At 39.1% G+C, this 19,981-nt stretch carries 17 protein-coding genes; 7 read left to right on the top strand and 10 right to left on the bottom strand.

The window, feature by feature from the left end; translation table 11 throughout:
* Positions 1 to 2: 2 nt before the first annotated feature.
* Positions 3 to 725 carry a tRNA threonylcarbamoyladenosine dehydratase gene (locus tag B4B65_RS11415; RefSeq protein ID WP_201679163.1) on the top strand — a complete coding sequence of 241 codons (723 nt, stop codon included), beginning with the start codon at positions 3 to 5 and terminating at the stop codon, positions 723 to 725.
* Between the two features lie 61 nt (positions 726 to 786).
* Entirely contained in the window at positions 787 to 2,184 is a 1,398-nt protein-coding gene (locus B4B65_RS11410; protein ID WP_293915737.1) for an exonuclease domain-containing protein, read from the top strand.
* 27 nt (positions 2,185 to 2,211) lie between these two features.
* Here the strand turns inward: B4B65_RS11410 and B4B65_RS11405 are convergent, their stop codons facing one another.
* From B4B65_RS11405 to B4B65_RS11365, 9 genes are all read right to left on the bottom strand, one after another.
* Positions 2,212 to 2,739 carry a hypothetical protein gene (locus B4B65_RS11405; RefSeq protein WP_293915736.1) on the bottom strand — a complete coding sequence of 176 codons (528 nt, stop codon included), beginning with the start codon at positions 2,737 to 2,739 and terminating at the stop codon, positions 2,212 to 2,214.
* 165 nt (positions 2,740 to 2,904) lie between these two features.
* A complete protein-coding gene (locus B4B65_RS11400; RefSeq protein ID WP_293915735.1) occupies positions 2,905 to 3,537 on the bottom strand; it encodes a hypothetical protein in 633 nt (210 codons plus the stop codon).
* 27 nt (positions 3,538 to 3,564) lie between these two features.
* On the bottom strand, positions 3,565 to 5,049 hold the full coding sequence (locus B4B65_RS11395) for a hypothetical protein (protein ID WP_293915734.1): 1,485 nt from the start codon (positions 5,047 to 5,049) through the stop codon (positions 3,565 to 3,567).
* Positions 5,050 to 5,242: 193 nt separating this feature from the next.
* The gene (locus B4B65_RS11390; RefSeq protein WP_293915733.1) at positions 5,243 to 6,367 is read right to left on the bottom strand and encodes an efflux RND transporter periplasmic adaptor subunit; all 1,125 of its coding nucleotides are present in this window, start codon (positions 6,365 to 6,367) and stop codon (positions 5,243 to 5,245) included.
* Between the two features lie 20 nt (positions 6,368 to 6,387).
* Positions 6,388 to 9,567 (bottom strand): efflux RND transporter permease subunit, encoded by a 3,180-nt coding sequence (locus B4B65_RS11385; RefSeq protein ID WP_293915732.1) that lies wholly within the window; start codon positions 9,565 to 9,567, stop codon positions 6,388 to 6,390.
* Between the two features lie 10 nt (positions 9,568 to 9,577).
* The gene (locus tag B4B65_RS11380; RefSeq protein WP_293915731.1) at positions 9,578 to 10,963 is read right to left on the bottom strand and encodes a TolC family protein; all 1,386 of its coding nucleotides are present in this window, start codon (positions 10,961 to 10,963) and stop codon (positions 9,578 to 9,580) included.
* Between the two features lie 112 nt (positions 10,964 to 11,075).
* The gene (locus B4B65_RS11375) at positions 11,076 to 11,468 is read right to left on the bottom strand and encodes a hypothetical protein (protein WP_293915730.1); all 393 of its coding nucleotides are present in this window, start codon (positions 11,466 to 11,468) and stop codon (positions 11,076 to 11,078) included.
* A gap of 238 nt (positions 11,469 to 11,706) precedes the next feature.
* Complete coding sequence (locus B4B65_RS11370) at positions 11,707 to 12,165, bottom strand: DoxX family protein (protein ID WP_293915729.1); 459 nt, start codon at positions 12,163 to 12,165, stop codon at positions 11,707 to 11,709.
* Between the two features lie 165 nt (positions 12,166 to 12,330).
* Entirely contained in the window at positions 12,331 to 14,748 is a 2,418-nt protein-coding gene (locus tag B4B65_RS11365; protein ID WP_293915728.1) for a TonB-dependent receptor, read from the bottom strand.
* 763 nt (positions 14,749 to 15,511) lie between these two features.
* On the opposite strand from B4B65_RS11365, the gene B4B65_RS11360 reads away from it, so the two are divergent.
* A complete protein-coding gene (locus B4B65_RS11360; RefSeq protein WP_293915727.1) occupies positions 15,512 to 15,673 on the top strand; it encodes a hypothetical protein in 162 nt (53 codons plus the stop codon).
* Between the two features lie 73 nt (positions 15,674 to 15,746).
* On the opposite strand, the gene B4B65_RS11355 is transcribed toward B4B65_RS11360, so the two are convergent.
* Positions 15,747 to 16,370 (bottom strand): hypothetical protein, encoded by a 624-nt coding sequence (locus tag B4B65_RS11355; protein WP_293915726.1) that lies wholly within the window; start codon positions 16,368 to 16,370, stop codon positions 15,747 to 15,749.
* A gap of 483 nt (positions 16,371 to 16,853) precedes the next feature.
* Here B4B65_RS11355 and B4B65_RS11350 point away from each other — a divergent pair, with 483 nt between their 5' ends.
* The 4 genes from B4B65_RS11350 to B4B65_RS11335 all read left to right on the top strand — a co-directional run bounded on the left by B4B65_RS11350 (position 16,854) and on the right by B4B65_RS11335 (position 19,970).
* Positions 16,854 to 17,558, top strand: coding sequence for a hypothetical protein (locus B4B65_RS11350; protein WP_293915725.1), 705 nt, complete (start codon positions 16,854 to 16,856; stop codon positions 17,556 to 17,558).
* A 229-nt stretch (positions 17,559 to 17,787) separates the two neighbouring features.
* Positions 17,788 to 18,726: an SPFH domain-containing protein gene (locus tag B4B65_RS11345; RefSeq protein WP_293915724.1), complete on the top strand. Its 939-nt coding sequence runs from the start codon at positions 17,788 to 17,790 to the stop codon at positions 18,724 to 18,726.
* Between the two features lie 34 nt (positions 18,727 to 18,760).
* Positions 18,761 to 19,003 carry a hypothetical protein gene (locus B4B65_RS11340; protein WP_293915723.1) on the top strand — a complete coding sequence of 81 codons (243 nt, stop codon included), beginning with the start codon at positions 18,761 to 18,763 and terminating at the stop codon, positions 19,001 to 19,003.
* 31 nt (positions 19,004 to 19,034) lie between these two features.
* The gene (locus tag B4B65_RS11335) at positions 19,035 to 19,970 is read left to right on the top strand and encodes a hypothetical protein (protein WP_293915722.1); all 936 of its coding nucleotides are present in this window, start codon (positions 19,035 to 19,037) and stop codon (positions 19,968 to 19,970) included.
* Positions 19,971 to 19,981 lie beyond the last annotated feature (11 nt).

The following is a 19,981-nucleotide window of genomic DNA, read 5'->3' as shown; positions in this document are numbered from 1 at the left end:
TTATGAAAGATTTGTCTTGGCTTTCACGTACGGAAGCATTAGTAGGGCGTGAAGCATTGGAAAAACTGGCTAATTCGCATGTAATGATGCTGGGATTGGGTGGTGTAGGCTCGTATGCGGCGGAATTTATCTGCCGGGCCGGAGTAGGCAAAATGACTATCATTGATGGCGATACGGTAGATCCTACCAATCGCAATCGTCAGCTCCCTGCCCTCTCTACCAATCACGGAGAGTCTAAGGCAGAGATTATGAAAGAAAGGTTAATGGCCATTAATCCGGAATTGGATCTGACAGTAATTCAGGATTTTATTATTCCTGAAAAAATACCTGCACTCCTGGATTTAAAGCCGGATTATTGTGTTGAGGCTATTGATAGCATCACGCCAAAGCTATTTTTTATTCGTCTGGCACTGGATGCGAAAGTTCCTTTTGTCAGTTCTATGGGAGCTGGTGGTAAGGTAGATCCTACGAAGATAAAAATTGCAGATATCAGTGAGTCGTACAATTGTAAACTGGCACAACACATTCGTAAAAAATTGAGGAAGCATGGGATCCGTGATGGTGTCAAAGTTGCTTTTTCTACCGAATTGCCGGATAAAAATTCTTTACTCTATACGGATGGCAGTAATTTTAAGAAGTCTGCTTACGGTACGATGTCGTATTTACCGGCAGCTTTTGGCGGAGCGATTGCATCTGTCGCTATCCGGGATCTGATGACGGTTTAAATTTAAACTTCTATTGCAAAACTAATATTTTTAGCATTATATTTGTGTAATGGCTAAAACTATGAGTGTATCAGAAGATCGCATTTATGCTATTGTCGATATTGAGACAACCGGAGGATATGCAGCAAATAGCGGTATCACGGAGATCGCTATTTATCTGCATGATGGTCATCAGGTCATTGATTCCTATCAAACCCTGATCAATCCGCATAAGGAGATTCCTTACCATATTCAGATGCTTACGGGCATTACTCCCGATATGTTGACGGATGCACCCTCATTTGAGGATGTGGCTGCTGAGATTTACTCCTTTCTGGAAGACAAGATCTTTGTCGCACATAATGTTAATTTTGATTATTCCTTTGTCTATTCCCATCTCAAAGCCTGTGGTTATCAATGGAAATCTCCCAAACTTTGTACTGTACGGCTGGCCAGAAATGTTTTTAAGGGATTTTCGTCTTATAGTTTAGGCAATCTGTGCCAGCGTTTGGAGATTCCGATTTCTGACAGACACCGTGCAGCAGGTGATGCTAAAGCCACTGTCATTCTCTTTGAACGTATCCTCTCACAGGATACAGAAGGATTGATTAATAGTTTTCTGCAGACACATGCCAAAGAGCAACTTTTACCTACCCATATTGATAAAATAGTATTTGAACGCCTGCCTTCAACCCCCGGAATCTATATATTTAAAAATAATAAGGGCAAGATCATCTATGTAGGTAAAGCTATAAACATCAGAAAAAGGGTACTCAGTCATTTTACCGGAAACAACACATCCAACAGGCGGCAATTATTTTTGAAGGAAATTTTTGATATTGATTTTGAAGAATCCGGAACGGAGTTAATGGCCTTACTTATGGAATGCCAGTTGATCAAAAAACATTGGCCGGCACACAACCGGGCTTTGAAACAGTATGAACCCAAATTAGGTCTGATGACCTACGAAGATATAAATGGTTATATGCGCCTGGCCATTACTAAAGTTGCAAAAGGAATTACCTGTATTCGCTATTTCGAACGTCCGTATGATGCCAATCAGATGTTACTTAAGCTTATTCAGGATTTTGATCTCCATCCATTATTATGTGCTTTCTATTCCGACAAGACGGCCTCAGCCCATGGAAGACATGTAGAATCCAGATATATGGAAACAGAAAAAGCCGAATATTATAATGATAAAGTCACAGCAGCTCTGGATTCTCTGATCCTGGAAAAGAAAAGCTACATTCTGATTGATCAGGGCAGACATAAGGAAGAAAAGAGCTATATATATGTAAAAGAAAATAATCTCTATGCCTTAGGTTTTCTGGATCAATACCATGAAAGTCAACAGATAGAGGATATCATAAGCAAAGATGACCGCTGCGTCAGTAATTATTATATGATGCAGCTTGTGGAGCAGTTTGCAGAGAAAAATCCGGATAAGATTTTGTTACCGGATCTGCATATGAGTTAAAATGTATTCCTGAAATTGTTCAGGCAATTACATCTTTGCAAAGAAATTAAAAGTTTGTTCTGCAATAAGCTTTGGAGTTCTGCCTGAGGGATCGGTGATTCGTTCTTCGTACAACTCCATCTTTATTGCTTTAACATCATCCGGGATTTTACAGGTTTCATCTTTTGTATAGTTATATCCCGCAATATCAGCACTTTCTTTGCCGGGAATCTTTTTGATTTCCACAAAACATTTCAGTGTCAGGATATTGCCTTTCTCCTCTCCTTTTTCTAAACGAATTTTACTTACCTGATGAATATTGTGTCCTCCGGAACTGATATTTCCCTGTATACGAAACTTTACAGTTTTCTCTTTTTTGGAAATCAGGAGGATCGTGGGATTAAGACGCTCCGTAATTTCTTTACGGGTTGAATAATGCTGCAAAGCTCCCGTTTCCGGGATTTCTTTTGTAACTCGATTGGGTTTGGTATAAATGGTTGTGACTTTCAGTTTCTGAGCACTGGCGTTAGAACTCAACACAGCCCACAACGAGGTTAAAATGATAAAATATTTCACTTCTTTATTTTTTAATAACTTCTTAAATTAAAACATAACCTTGTTTGCGCACGTGTGTCGCGTGTGCAATTTATTTATAATCATACTACTTTATTGTCACAAGCGGACGCTTGCGCCAGAGAAGCGTTAGCGTACGCGTGTGCAGTAAGTACATATTTTTGTATTCTAATTTATTCCGTTTTTGGCATCTTTCAATATTTTTTCAGCGTGCAGTCTTATGGGTTTGGGTAATAATTTGAAGTTTGAATCTCTTTCTTCACGATAAGGGTCAGCTTCTTCAAATGATATCCAACCTGTAATTTTTGATTTTGAAAGCTTTTTTTGACCTCTCTTGGTATAAACAATAACTTTCAATGGTTTGGCGTCTAAACCGTCTGATTCTTCAAAATAAGTCAGGTAAAACTCTGGAAAACCGTCTTTGTCTGCATCACCGACTTCGCAATAGTTAATCAGATATCGCGGTTGTGCCAGACCTTTTGCAAAATCTCTAAAAGTAATTTGCGAAATTAATCCACCGTGATCTTCCAGAAAAATTCCTGCATGCAAATCCTTAGGATGATCATCTAAATAGGCTTCATTTTCAGCTTTACTTTCGTTCAGATACCAAACATAGCTTCCATGGTTGGGAACAAAGGATTTCACAATCATAACCGGATTTCCTGCTAATGGATTTCCAAGATCCTCTATAATCTCATTATATTTTTTGTCGGAAGAAAAATATACTCCTGTTTTTATTTGTGCAAAGGATGAGATGCTTATCATACAGGTAACAATGAGCAATAACTTTCTGAAAATCATAGTGTATCCTTCTTTTAATTTATTGTTTTAATTTTCTTTGTATTCTCTTCCGGAATAAATATCGATATAATAGTAAATGGTTTCGTCTTCGTGGAGCTTAGCATTGACTAATCCATCCGAATTAATAGATTTATAAGCATTCGATCCTATATTCTTTTTATTCTTATTATCATAAAGCGTATACAGACCATCTTTTTCTTTTTGAAGCGTATAGATTTCTTTTTCTGTATCCAAAACCGAGATATCATTGTATTCAGGTTTTATCTCCCAGGTCTTTGTTTTGCTATTCCACAAGCCCATTGTTCTCACTTCTTTTTCGTCTTCAATCCGGATAAGATATAAATCATTCATACCCTGATAATAACTTATTTTTCCAAACTTCCAGTTTTTTTCATTGAACTGATTGGGTAAAATCATTTTCCTGTCGGGCCAAACCAGATATCCAACCTGATCCAAGACCTTAAAATTATAGGGATCTATAGTATCTGTAACATTTCCTTTGGTATCGATATAAAGCCAGTCATATGCCCAAACATCGTGATCGTAATTAAAAGCACCGAGTAAAAAGTAAGGTGAATTGGTAATGGAATACAGCAAGGATGTTTTTTTAATAAAATCAATCTGCGAAGCTGTTGCCTTTGTTATTTCCTTTGGAAATACCTTATCATATTGTGGAAAAGCATAAACATCATTGGTTTTACTATCCATTAAAAGTTTAGGGATATCCGGTTTATACCGCTCCTTATTAACTTCGTTTAATATTATATTTTCCTTACCAAACCGAATTGATAGGGTTTCAGTACCTTGCAGACTATTGTGAATTGCTTTTTTCTGATTCAATCCATATACTGAAAAAGTTGAATTTGAAGATTTGATAAAGCGTTTATCTTCCAACAATTCAGCAATATTATTCTCAACGTCGTGTAAACGATTTTTTTTGATTTCATAAAGACTTCCATTCCAAAAAACATGGTTTTCATCTACAGAAACAAAATTCAGATAATAATTGTCTTCCAGGTACGGGATATCCTCCCTGAGTAAAACTTGTCTGGTTTCTAAAATACCAATCTCAAATTTATGATAGGTTTGTTCCTTCTTGATGCCGCCTCCCATGATATTCCAATCCCATTTCCATACAGGCATTTTCTTTTGGTATTCCATATCTTTTTTATAAAATGTAAGTCCGTTTACAACATTCATATCTATATTTTCTTCTGAAAAATTCAAAATTATTTTGCCTGTTTCATCTATGACTGCAGATTCATTCTTTTCATTCCCAACAATTGCAAAACCTGTAGCTGTAAATAAAGAGGCTGCCTTAAATTTTTGATTAATAGTGGGCTTTAAACTTGTTTTATCTACGTAAGTAAAATCATTCTGTTTCGTTAAAAAAGGAACAGCATTTATGGTTTTCATTTCTGAGATCACTACCTGAGGATTATCATTTTTTTCCTGTGTACAGGCCGTTACTGAAGTCAACATAAAAAGGGTACTTAATATTAATATTCTCATGCATCAAAAGTTTATTCATCATATTGATCAATATTAGATAGAAATACAGAATAAAAAAATCCCCGTTATTGGCTATATTTTGGTTCATTCATCAAACGAATAGCTTCAAAAACAATCTGACACTGATTTCAAACAAAACATCCCTGCCATAATGCTGGTAAGGATGTTTTTCTTTTACATAGTATTGCCGGCTTTACTTGAACGAGTCCTGTTTCTTTATTCTCCCCTCCTTAATCTCTTCCGATGGTTTGATGATAATTTTGTCCTCCGGATCCAGATTACCGAAAACCTCCGTCAGTGTATCTAAACGAATTCCTTCATGTACAGCAATCCGTTTTACTTCATCGTTATTTAACGTCAAAATATAAGTTCCTGACTGTGTATTTAATATACTCTTTGTCTGTACCCAATTAGTGGGGTTTTTACGTTTTAATATCAGTTTTACCTGTGCATAATCTCCTCCCTGCAGTTCGCCCGACGGGTTGTTTACATCAAACTCCAGTGTAAGCGACCGGTCTTGCTGGTCAAGCAATCCCGAGGTACGGGAAAGTCTGGCGTCAAATGTTTTACTCGGCTGAGAGCTGACCGTAAACGTAGCGTACATCTCCTGCTGAACGGATGATACGTGCTTTTCGGGGAGGGATAACGTCAGGCGGAGCTTATTACTCTGCGCCATCATAAACAAGGGTATATTGCTTCCTGCTCCCGCCAATGCACCAACTGAAATATTCCTTTGGGTTATCACGCCGTCAAACGGTGCGGTGATACGTAGATACTGTTGTAATTGCGATGAATGCGCAGTACCTGCTTTGGAAGCATCATAAGCGGATTTGGCACTTTCCATTGCGCTTTTAGCCCTGTCCAGTTCAATATCTGCAATGGCTCCGGTTGTTTTGGAAGCCGTTATCAATCGGTCATACGCCTGTTTTGCATAAAGGTAATCGCTATAAACCTTTTGCTCGGTAGATTTATCGGAAAGATATTTCTGCTGCATTTCGGGAGCTTCCAATACGGCCAAAAGCTGACCTTTCCTAACCCTGTCCCCTCTATCTACGTACAACCGTTGTACAAATCCGGTAACCTTTGCATATACGGAGACCTGCTCATAGGGTTTCAGTTCTGCCGGAACGGATATTTCATATTCAGGATTGATAACCTGTACAGGTGCTGTCTTATAATTCATGGATTTTACAAGCTCTTTTTTCGCTTGTGGCTTTTCCTGTTCTTTTTGTGAGCAAGCCGAAAGCAGCAATACCAACAATATGGTCAATGCCAATAGAGCTGTTGTTTTTCTATTTATTGAAATGCTGTGATACATTGTAATGCTAATTTTAAAGTTTATGATATCGTTTGTTTACCGGACTGTTCTGCATAATACCTGCTTTCGTAATCATCAGGGTCTAATGACGGGCTAATAACTTTAGTCCTTGACATCAGAGAAGAAAAGAAATGTGGTACGAGTAATAAGATGGTGACGGTAGATGCAATCAGACCACCGATAACCGCCCTGCCCAAAGGGGCTACCTGCTCTGCTCCATCGCCTAAACCCATTGCCATCGGCAACATTCCGGCAAGCATGGCTGCTGCGGTCATCAGTACAGGTCTTAGCCTTGAGGAAGCGGCAAGTCTTGCAGCGTTGGCTGGTTTCAAGAGTAATTTTTTACGGTAATATTCTGCCTGATTGACCAGTAGTACCGCATTGGAAACCGATACCCCGAGTGACATAATAATACCCATATAAGATTGCAGATTGAGCGTACTGCCTGTAAAGAAAAGGATAATCAGACTGCCTGCAATTACGGCAGGCAACACTGAAAGGATAATCAAAGGAACTTTGAATGATTGGTAATAAGCCGAAAGCATCAGGAATATGGCCATAATGGCCACACCCAAACCAGCCAGAAGACTTCCTAATGTATCATCCAATAATTGTAATGTTCCCTCTGTCCAGATAGTCGTACCACGCGGCGGTACTCCCGCATCTTTAATGGCTTGTTTCACTGCCCGGGAAGCCGTGCCCAAATCCTTTCCGTATACATTGGCAACAATGGTTACATAACGGTTTGGTCCCTTACGGTTTACCTGTGCCGGAGCTATCACCCTGCGTATAGTCGCTACATCTTCCAGTACAGGACGAAGGCTTCCCGCTTTCAAAGGAAGTGACCGCAATCTTTCTTCCGACATCATACCCTCCGGTATCTGTACCTGTGTCTGGAATACCAATCCCGATTTCGGATCAATCCACAGGTTTTTGTCCGTAAAACGGGTAGATGAGGTCGCCGTAACCAGACTGCGGGTAATATCCTGCATTGTCAGTCCGAACTGTCCGGCAAGGTCACGGTTTACTTCAATTTCCATATTCGGATAAGCAATGGGTTCTGCAATGCGGATATCCCGCAGATACGGAACTTTTTTCAGATTAGCTTCAATCTTTGAGGCATGTGCAAAAGCACCTTTTACCTGACCTGCGCCTACTTTGACTTCAATCGGTGTCATTGCGCCCTGTCCCATAATTTTTTCGGTCAGCTCCATCGGTTCGAAATTAAAAGCAACTTCAGGATGCTTCTCTGTAATCTTATTACGGACTTTCTCTTTGAAATCTTCCATTGAACCGCCGTACACCTCCTGATTAACGGATATTTGCAATATTGCTTCGTGAGAAGAATTACTGAAAAGGAATATGGGATTAATAGGTGACCCGGCGGGATGCATTCCTATAAATGCAGAGGTAATATTCAGTCCGTTTTCAGGCAGTTCGGCTTTGATGTCATTGGTAATATCTTTGACAATCCGTTCTGTTTTTTCAATTCTGCTTCCCTGTGGAGCCTGTATACGTAACTGAAAATCACCATTATTGGAAACTGGCATTACATCTGTACCCACGACAGTCAAAAGTAAACCTGCGATAGCGCAAGCAACCAATACATACACGATAAAAAGCGGTACGGCTTTAGTAGACCATTTACGCATACGGTAGGAATAATTGACACGGAATTTGTCAAAGAAGGCCCGTTTTCTTGCTGAAATGGTTTCTGAGTTGTGTTTGTTCTTCATCATCCAGTTTGCCAGTATAGGCACAAAAGTTTGCGAAGCCAGAAAGGAAGCTATCATAGCAAAGGCAACAGCCATCGATAAAGGCATAAACATATCTTTTGGAATACCTGTCATAATAAAGGCTGGGGTCAATACCGCAAGAATACAAAGCAATATCAGCAATTTAGGAATAGAGATTTCCAGCAAAGCATCCACAATCGCCCGCTGTTTGGGCTTACCCATTTCCATATGCTGATGTATATTCTCTATCGTTACCGTAGCTTCATCGACAAGAATACCGATAGACAGAGCAAGACCGCTCAAAGTCATAATATTGATGGTCTGCCCGAAAAGGTACAAGGTCGTAACTGCGGAAAGAACGGCAATCGGAATAGTAAATACAACAATGATAGCTCCCCGTGTATCGCCAAGGAACAATAATATGACCAACCCCGTGAAAACCGCTCCTAAAATCCCCTCGTGGATAAGGTTAGAAAGAGAGCGTTCGATATAGCTGGATTGGTCAAATTCATAGCTGACCTTTACATCTTCGGGCAATTGATCTTTCAGCATCGGAATGGCATTTTTCAGGTTTTCCACAGCATCCAGTGTGGAAGCATCTGCTTTTTTAATAATGGGCAGGTAAACCGAACGTTTGCCGTTTATCAAAGCGTAACCTACGGTCTGATCTGCGCCGTCTTCTACACGGGCAACATCGCCTACATATATGGTGCGGTTAGCACTTGTTTTCACAGGGGTTTTTAATAGCTCTTCCGGGCCCTTGGCAATGGAATTAATGGGTGCCATCAGGTTTTCCTCTCCTATCCGGATATTTCCGGCAGGTGACGGAAGGCTGTTTCTGGTAATGGCAACCGTTATATCTTCGGGACTTAACCCGTTCGCCTGCATAGCGTCGGGGTCAATGTTGATAACGATAGAACGCACATTGCCACCGAAAGGTGCAGGGGAAGTAATACCCGGAATTTGTACGAACATCGGCCTGATTTTGGTCAATGCTAATGTTTGTATTTCATTAACAGAACGCTGGTCACTTTCAAAAACGAGATTACCAACCGGAAGCGAACTTCCGTCAAAACGTACCACCATAGGTGGGACGGCTCCGGGTGGCAGAAAGCCCATTGCCCGGGAAACGGATGTGGACACCTCCCCGGCAGCCTGTGCCATATTTGTTCCCGGATAAAAGGTCAGCTTCATCAGGGTCAGGCCTTGTACACTTTTGAAATCAATATTTTTGACGCCGCTCACAAACAGGAGAACCTTTTGGAACTCATTTGCCATAAAACCGTCCATATATGCCGGTGATAATCCACCATAAGGCATTGCAACATACATCGCCGGTAATTCCACTTCGGGAAATATATCTACGTTTATTTTTTTTATAGTATTGTAGGAAAAGAAAGCTATCGCGAGTATGACAACCATAATCGCAATGGGTTTTCTTAACGCAAATCTTATTATGTTCATATACGATTAATTAAAGGTTATTAAACAAAAAGTCGAAATCAGCAGTCAGTTCTGCCTCGTAAGCCAGCAATACCCAGTAATCACGGGAAGCCTCAATATGGGCGTTCTCCGCCTGTTCGAGTAAGATGCGTATCTGCAACAGTTCGCTCAAGGTGATTAATCCACTTTTATACCTTGCCCGGTACATATGGTATGCATCCTGAGACTGCTGCACAGCGAGCTTTGTTTTCTGAAGTTGACTATACTGCTGAATGATTTTTGCCCGCGAAGCGGATAAATCTGCCTGCATAGCCTGTTCATATTGTGCATGTAAAAATCTGGTGCTTTCTGCTTCTTTAAAAAGCTGCTGACCTTTCATACGATTTGTATGCAGACTGGTCAGATTCCATGTGATACCGATACCTGCCAAAAAGTTACTGGTGGTATTGTTAAATCCATCTTTCCAGGCTCCTGATACCGTTCCGTTCGGACTGATCCCCGTGCCCCGATACGCATATCCGCCTAACAAGTTAATGGAAGGCAAAGAAGATCTTTTTTGCGCTTCCCCGCTTAACATGTAATACTCAGATTGCTTATCCAAAGCATCTAAAACAGGGTGCGAGACATTTATAATCTTGCTTTTGCCGAGTCTATTTTCTGCCATGTTCTCAAATCGGTTGGCCGATGCGGTATAATTAATGGTATCATTACCATACAATTCCAACAGCTTGATATAAGCGGCCTTTTCAAAGCCCTTCCATTTATCATGTTCACCCATAGCCTGTACATACGAGGACGAGGCGAGCAGGCTGTCTGCCGCAGGTCGCAAACCGGAAGCGGACATAGCAGCAGTTATTTTGCGTATATCGTTGAGACGTTCGGCGTTCTTTTCTGCCCACTGCAGCTTGGCATTATTGTACAGGAGAATGATATACCGTTCAGATAACGTTTTTTTCAGGTTGAGCAAATACGCATCTTTCTCACTGACCGATTTGTGATATAACGCTCCTGCAGCTTCATTCTGCTTGCCAAGCTTTCCGAAGGAAAATACTTCCCATTGGATAGTAGCAGAACCAAAGGTATTCGCTGTCACAGAACTTCCGTCAAGTGGTACAACTGAACCACTTACATTGAAAAATCCTGCCTGTGGAAAAAATGCTCCGGCACTTCCTTCATAAGTTCCGTATGTATTCTGTGCTTGTGCATTTACCTGTGGGAGCATATTGCCTTTGACGGCTCGTTGGTTGAACTTTGCAGCAGCAATTGCTGAAGTTCTTACACTAACGCCCGGATAATTTTCTTCAACTTCAGACCACAGACTGCCTAAAGTATGTTTCTTTTGTTGCTGTGCATGTATTGGAAACATAACAACAACGGCCGACCAGAATAATGCGGTCGCCATAATATGTTTTATCATATTACTCTACAAATTTTGGACAGGTCGCAAAGGGCGACCATAGATTATTTTAAAATGAAATCAATAGAAATACAACCCATTGAACAGGTGCGGTCAACAGGAGAAAAGGGAATTAGCAGGTGTAATGAAGAATAAGTTTCCGGTATTCGAGAAAGATGGGAATAGAACTGTGGATTTTTCCACTATCACTGTAAAGCGGGTGCTTACTTTCTTTGTTTACAGGCTGTAAGGCGAATAGAAAAAGAAATGCAGCCGTAAAGATAACGGCAGGCAGTAAATCGTTCGTATCAATAGATTTCTTTTGAACGATTTGTTTATCTGAAGCATCGGATTGCGCACATTTTTCCATTGCATGTGCAGAAAAATTTTGGCTGCCTTTCGGTATACTCTGTTCTGTTTTAACAGGAATACCTGCCAGATTTTTGATACTTGTTTTGACGACACATGAGGTCAGTAATACCAAAAGTATAGCAGCGAATACGAAAAAATATCGCTTATAATGCATTGAAATATTTGGTATTATCTTGTTCATCAATAAACAAAAGTAGTTTTATTAAGTAAGGGAAGCAAACTATTGTGTTAGTTTTATGCTATTTTACATATAGAAAACTGCGAGTTTTGGTGTAGACATATTATAAATACCAGATTATCCTGTAGTCTTTATGGATCAACATTACACTCAAGATTAACCAGTTACAATCAATGATCTGTTGGTTAACCTCTACTGTATTCTTTGGAATATGTTATTTTAAATAAAGTCCGAAATACCAGGTCCAGCCAATCAGAATCAATTGCATAGGCAGTCTTTGGGCGTAGAGATAATTCATTCCGGGGCCTGTGTAATCGGCTTTGAAAATATTGATCATTTTCTTAGAAGAATTCACATTTGCTATAAACACCACTATTAAAAATATAATAAGCAATACAGCTGTCAATGCACGCAGCCCGGGAATCATGAGTCCTATTCCGGCGGCTATTTCCAATATTCCTGTGAAGTATACAAAAAACATCTTAGCAGGTATATAATCGGGCATCATCATAGCCATTCCTTTTTGAAATCTAAAATGTGATAATCCGGTAAAGATGATAAATACACTCATCCCCAGATTCCCTGCAAAGACAAAATCCCAGAATCCGTACATGAATTTCGTAGCTAACAATGCGATAAAAAATGCAGTAAACAGAAGAATTAATAATTTCATAAGCTTTATAATAATGGTGTATGTATAGGATTCCCAACACGAATACTGCTGTAATAACAAATAACGGAGCTAAATGTTGTGGTTATTATTCAAACAAAAACAGCGTATCAACTTTTATTGATACGCTGCGGGGTTAATGAATTGGGTTTATAATATTATTAATCTCTAGAATTTATAAGTAATACCAAGGCGCATATTACGTCTTGCTTCTACGATATAGCTGTAATAATCAACTCCTCCCTTAGCAAGGGTCGCTGCATTTGCTTTTGAAAAAGATCCTGCAGTCAGTAGTTTTCTGTTATCCAACAGGTTGTTTACCAGTAATGAAATGTTGTATTTCCCTTTTTGATAACTCAAACCACCATCTGTACGTATATAGTTTTTGAAGTTGGATTCCTTTGTCGTACCGACAGCTCTGTCAAACATAGTCTGAACACTTCCCATAAGACCAAATCCTTTCAGTGTTCCGTTTTGAATACGATATTGCAGCCATGCGTTGGCCGTATGTTTTGCTGTATTAGGTGTTATATTTCCAATTGTCGATTCGTCACTCGCTTTAGATATTTTAGAATCGGTCAATGCATAGTTGGCATTGACATTTAATCCTTTTAGGATTTCACCTGTAATATCCAGTTCAATTCCCTTTGATTTTGTCTCCCCTAGCTGTGCCTGGAAAGTTTGCCCGTTAACAACATGATTCGGATCCGGATCTGTCACCAGAGAATTTTCCCTTCTTATCGAATAAGCACTTACTGTAGAAATCCAACGACCTCCAAACCATTCTTTCTTTACTCCTGCTTCCACATTATTACCTCGTATAGGTTTGAATGCATTTCCTTCCCAATCTACTCCTGCCACGGGCACAAATGACTGATCGTATAAGCCATATACACTCATCGATTTATCAATCGAATAACTTAATCCGGCACGTGGACTCCATACATTATCTTTCACGTCAGCAGCATTGGTCTTACCTACTGTCACTGCATTCGTGAATCGTAAACCTAAGGAAAGACGAAGCTGATCATTTAAGAAAGCCATCTCATCATGTGCATAGAATGAAGTATAAGAAACAGAAGACACATAGTTACTTCCTCCGGCTCTTAATTTTACACTTTTGGATCTGTCTATAGCTGGTAAGACTGCGCCTGGAATACCGTACTTCGGATCGTATACATTAAGGGATGCAAATGGAATAGAATCCAGTAACGTTCTGAAATCACCCCAGAATTTTTTGTTTCCAAAGTCTCCTCCGAACAGTAAACGGTGTCTTACACCTCCTGTCTTTTCCTCTCCGGTGAATGAAAACTGTGCAAATCTGTTTTCTCCGGCCTCATCAGCGATGCTGAGGTTACGAGGCATATCACCATTCGGTTTCATATAATTCAGCCAGGTGCTGTTTGCAATCATATTGAAATTAAAATAAGCTACCTGAGCATGTAATTTCCAGTTTTCGTTAAGCTTGTGATCAAAATATACATAGGCACTGTGGTCTTTGATTTTACTAGGTTCAAAAGATGGATCTCCATAGAAGAAATCATTGGCAATACCCGGATCTGCATACTGTTTTGGAGAAAAGGTATAGTTACCATTCGTCAGGTAGGTAGATCCCTGATAAGTGTACTCTACTGTCAGTGAGGTCGCATCGTCAATTTTATACGTCAATACCGGTGCTACTACAACACGGTTGCTGTAGTTGTATTTTGTAAAATAATCCTTCTGTTGACCTGCCACATTAAGACGATACAACAGTTTACCATCCTTACTAAGTTTACCATCAAAATCCAGCGCTCCGCGGTAGGTGCTGAAGCTGCCCATATTGAAGCTTGCGGATCCTTTGGTATGACCTGAAGGTTTTTTGGTTACGACATTATAGAATCCTCCCGGCTCGCCATTAGCCAGCATAAAACCTGCCGGACCTTTTACGAATTCTATACGCTCAATCATAGAGGCGTCTTCAGCTGTAGGACCCCAGGAAGCTTCGATATTCATACCATTCCTGAATGCAGGAATTTTCGATCCGCGCATTCTCAGGTTGGCATATTGGTTATCCCAGTGTCCCTGACGTGTAGCCCCGCTGATATTACGCGTAATACCATCTACAATATCAAATACTTGCTGATCAGCCATTAGATCGGCCGATATGATCTGTATATTCTGAGGTAACTCCAGAATAGGTGTTTTTAAACGGAGTGAACCCGAAATGCTGTCCAGCTTATATTGCTGATAATAACGTCCGTAGACAGAGACCTCGTCAATAGATTCGGATTTTGAAGACAGTTTGATCTGTCCCAGATCCAATGATTGATTCTTGACCAATACAACTGACTGATATTTGCTGTATCCAAAGGATTTTATGTGCAATTCATAATTACCAGACTTTACATTGGACAATTTAAAATGACCTTCAGTATCTGTTGTTGTTGCCAGATCTGAAGGATCCAGTTTGATTGTGGCTCCTGAAACAGGCTGATCATTTTCATTTAAAATTATTCCTTCAACTGAATATAGGCTTTGCGCATAAGATGCTGACCCGGTCAGATAAAGAAGACAAAAAAATAACAAACGTAATAGTTTATTCATGAGTGTGCTGAATTAAGGGTGTGTGTTGTTGTTTATATTATGTGAATTAAATGTTGAGCATAGTTTAGTATTTCCACTTTACAGACTGACATACTGTAAAAGGAAACGGAAAGGCATCAATCTGTATACAGATTGAAAAAACGAAAGCAATATATTATCGAAATGGATTGGAATCTCTTATTCTGAAGGTGCTGACAGGTTGCACAAGCGTAATAGACTCGCTTTCAGGAGAGTTGTAAAGAGAAAATAGATATAAGTATTTCATAATATGTTGAATATTGTCCGTATTTATTTGTTTCAACTCTTTATGAAAAGAAATAACAAGAAGATATTTGAATAAGAAATAGTTTAATTTTTTATTTTTCTCTATCTTGCAGATTCTTCCATATGTTACAGTATCGGGAGTGACCTGTTCAGCTTGCTGAGCAGATCAACTACAATCAGTTGCCGCTGATCGTAGTTTTACGCCATGCAGAGGATTGCCGTCTTATGCATGGCGTTATTCTTATTCGCTATCGGACTTATTATTGTAAACGGCCATGTAATAACCACATTTACAATATTCAATCCAATTATTTAGACTGATTAAAAACAACGCAAATATAAAACGAAATCTTCTTATTACAACTTTTATTTCATATTTCGTGTTTTCAGATCCATTCTCAGATAGATAAGGAGCTTATCTAAAGTGCTGTTTCTTTAGTTGAAATGTGAAAAACAGTCTGTTAAGTCCCATTCTGACTATATTTTTACTTGTTAACGCATGGCGGAGATGACAGTCTTTGAAAAGATTAAGGGATTGTATCAACTTACTCCAATAGATAGTAATGGTTTTGTGCCTTTAGAAATCCGGCAGTTGGAAGAACATTTGCATGTAGCAGTGATCATGAAAAGTTTGAAGAACTGCTCGACAAATTACCAGTGAGCTGGGGCTATATTGAAGATGATAAGGAAGAGGAATAGTCCTTCTCCCCGATCATCTTCGAAAAGTCTGAATATTAGTTGTTTTGCTGCGAAAGAAATTCCTCAGAATCAAAACCTTGCATATAAGAAACCTTCCAGCCGTCATTTTCTTTGACAGCCTTCATCTTGTATGGAACCCCGTCTCCCCATGTCCAGTTGTAAGTTGCGGTTTCACCATCAAATACGACATCCTGCAGGATGATTTTTTTCCAGTAATCATCGGGATTATCCTGACAATTACACCATGGATTTGCTCCGTTTCCAAATGGAGGTAATTCTCCGATATACCAGGAAAAAGAATGACTACGTAACTTCTCATCAATCGTCAATCCGATCTTGTTATAATTTTCAAGAAATTCTGCAGCAAAAAAATGTGTATTCTTAAGCGTCGAAATTCGTTTTTTGTGAGCCTCCAGATCTAAACCCAAATACAGACTATCGGTTTCCTGCTCTGGCAAAGGACTGAAGTCTTCGCCGGCATTATCAGACTCCACCCATTTGTAAAGCTCTTTTGTAAGTGTCTCCAGTTGATCAACAGGTTTAACAGATTCTGTTTGTACTATCGCTGTATTCGTTTTACCGGATTGTCCATTACAACTGCTAATGCTCAAGGCTAACAGAATAATGGTGCTATGTGCTATCAGTTTCATTTTATTCATTTCTGTTTAAATTAAAATATGCTCTCTCGAATGTTAAAATTATATGCTTCTACATTACTGTGGAAAAAGTTGTTGCAAGATATTCTTTTTCCGTCGGGCATATACCTGTATCTGCTGCTTATTTTTTAAAACAAATAATATCCGGTTGCTGCTCTTCAATAACTACAGCTATCATTCATTTATGAGTTAAACAGCAAATTTATTAATTCTTACCAAAAGTAACACTATACTGTTATTATATTCTTTTTTCTCTTTATAAAAAAACTGTCTCTATCCTGTTCTGCTTTTTCTTTACAGCAGATCAAGATAACAACTCTTATTCTTTACCCAGTTGTAGCCTAAAAGCTACTTCTCCAAAGATTACTGAAAAATTTGTTATCATAGAAATTAAAGAAAACTAACTTTACGGCACACTAACGCTGTGTATATGTCCGCTTGGACTGTTCTGAGCAACAAATACACCCACACACTAAATTCACTAACATGAAAAGAAAGTATTACATTCTTTTAATTTGGCTATTGCCTGTTGCGACGCAGATTCATGCTTCGACAAAAGATCCGATTGTGCTGTCATCCCGATTTCAGCAACGGAAGAACAGCCCTTTTTACAATCCCTGGTTCGCAGGCGCAGGCATAGGCGGACAGATCTACTTTGGAGATCATAACAAACAACTTTCTTTCGGAAAACGCATTACACCAAATTTTGATTTGTATGCCGGCAAATGGATCAATGCTAATACAGGCGTCCGTGCAGGTATAAACGGTTTTCAGATCAAAGGACTCACCCAAAATGGAAGTCACTCTACCGGCGAAGTGTATAATGCTGCTGAAAGACTCCAAAAACAGTCATTTAAATATGTGTACGGACATGCGGATATATTGGTCAATATGAACAATATAATAGACGGATATGACAATGAGCGGATTTACTCCTTTATTCCTTATGCGGGTATTGGTGTGATGATGACCACAAATGAACCAAAGGCTACAAAATTAAGTCCTAATTTAGGTATCTTAAATAGCTTTGTACTAACCGAAAATTTAAACTTTACAGCCGATGTACGCGGCAATTTTGTAGGAGACAGTTTTGACGGTGAAGTTGGCGGACGCCGGGGAGAAGGAACTCTTACCGTATCACTCGGTGTTAGCTATACTTTCCGGAAACGTACCTTTTATAACTGGAGATAAAATAGCATTAACCTTACAGCACCATTCCATTTTAAGGCTGTCTTAATTAAGTTCTGAGACAGCCTGATATTTTTTAATCTTCCGGTAGTAAGACAAGAAATTCCTGCCAATGTTACTTCTGCATTAAATTAATGTTACAAAATCAATAATAATGGTTATTGTAATCATTTTAATTTTGACATTAAAGATAATTAATGTATATTAATCTTTAAATTTTAAAATTTAAGCTATGAAATTATCTTTTATAGAGATTATTGAGAGTGTTACGCCGGATCCAAACCTACTAATGTGGAAATATCCGGATGAAGATAAAGAAATAAAAAACGGAGCCCAAATAACCATACGGGAAAGTCAGGCTGCGTTATTTCTCAATGAAGGTCAACTGGCAGATGTGTTCCACGCAGGACTCTATAAGCTGCATACGGAGAATGTACCCCTATTAAGTCAACTCAAAGGCTGGAAATATGGATTTGAAAGTCCTTTTAAAGCGGACATATATTACTTCAATACCCGTCATTTTGTTAATAACAAATGGGGAACCCCAGCCCCTATTCTGCTGAATGATTCGCTATTCGGACAAATTCGTATACGCGCTTTTGGTACTTTCGACATACAGATTACAGATATTCCGACTTTTTTCAGGCAATATGCCGGATCTTATGAACGCTTTACAATTTTTGAACTGCAACATGAACTTCGGGATTACATCGCTCCTAAATTTGGGGAAGTAATAGCAAATGAACAACTGACAATTACTGATGTTGCTGGTAACATAACAGATTTGAGTCAAAAGGTAACTCCCCTATTACGTCCATATTTTGAACAATTTGGTCTGACATTGACTCAGTTCATGATTACCTCCGTAACTCTTCCGGAAGAAGTGACACAACATTACGACAAAATCAGCAATATGAATATGGTGACGGATATGGACAAATACACCAGATTCAGTACTGCTCAGGCTATTTCCCAAAAAGGAACTGATGTGAATGAAGCCACCAGAAATGCCATAGCTTTCAGTATGCTGATGGACAGAAAAATTCTTGAAGAACAAACACAAGAGGATATTGCAGAAAAGCTCAAAAAATTAAAATCCCTTTTTGATTCCGAACTGATAGATGAAGAGGATTACAAAATAAAAAAGACTGAACTTCTGAAGAAATTATAGAGAACAGCAGCATTTGCATATATCAGGTATTCTTATGACAGAAAAGAAAACTAATACTATACTGGAAAAATTAAAAAATAAAGCGAAGACGCAGCAGCATTACGGAGGAAAACCGGAAGAGAAAGAGCCAGAACTAAGTATACATCCCTGTCCGAATTGTGGTGCAGGCAGAGCACAGCAGGACGGTCTCACACATTGTGCATATTGTGGATTTCAATTTATTAAGGTCAAAATTACAGACGGATTACATTTAAAAAGAGAAGACAATTCTATGTAAGAGGTCTTTTACATTACACTACTGATATTCTATGTTTAACCTATTTAGCAAAAGAGAAAACCTGGGTCATGAAAATAATTTCCATTCTATGGAGGAGTTGTCTAAAATTCTGATAGAAAATCGGGAACGATTATTTGTGTTTCTCAATAAATTAGAAGTCAAAATGCAGGAATTCACAGAAGCAGCACTACCTGAGCTTGAGGAGCTGAAAATAAGGGATGAACGCGAATATGGAATATTTTATTCCGGTATTCAGGGGCAGCTTAATAGTATAATAGAAAAAGCGGAGGCTATATATCAGGATAAAATTGAAACCGTTTATCAGCATCTTAGCGTAGAAGTAGATAGTTTGCATCCAATGTACCATAAATTAACTGATTTTAGAATTACATGCTCCGACAGGCTGTACAATGATTTTCATAAAAAGTACAACTATTACCGTGAACAACTTGAGCACACAAATCAGACAGATTATGAAGTACTATATCAAAAGATCCTGGATGAGCATGCGCGGATCAAAGATCGGTTCAGGTGCCAACAGTGTGGAGATACAATTCACCTGACTAAGATTTATTTTATTACTACATATCTGACCTGCCCAAGTTGCCAGACTAAGAATACTTTTAGACCAGGGACACTGTCTCAAAGACTGGAAGACATTGGCCGGGGACTGGCAGAACAACGAACACGCCACCTGCTGGAAAAATATCATAAAGAACAGGAAAATGAAAGGATACTCTATCACCGGGCGCATGAGTTAAAGTTGAAACTGGCTAGTAACAGAACCTCCGAATTACAGCAACAGCTTGATATGCTGGAAGAACAAAGGCAGCAATCCCTAAAGATAGCACCAAAATATTATCAGGAATATCAACGAGCAATGTTTGATGAATGGAAAGTATTAGTGCCGGATCTGGCAGAGCAAACCGAAAATTTCTACCAGGGCCTGCAACGAAGAAAATTTTAATCAAAACTAAC

It is taken from the genome of Sphingobacterium sp. UBA5789, assembly GCF_002418355.1.
GTDB lineage: Bacteria > Bacteroidota > Bacteroidia > Sphingobacteriales > Sphingobacteriaceae > Sphingobacterium.
The sequence above is the reverse complement of the archived record's forward strand: the minus strand, read 5'-3'. Positions and strand labels throughout refer to the sequence as shown.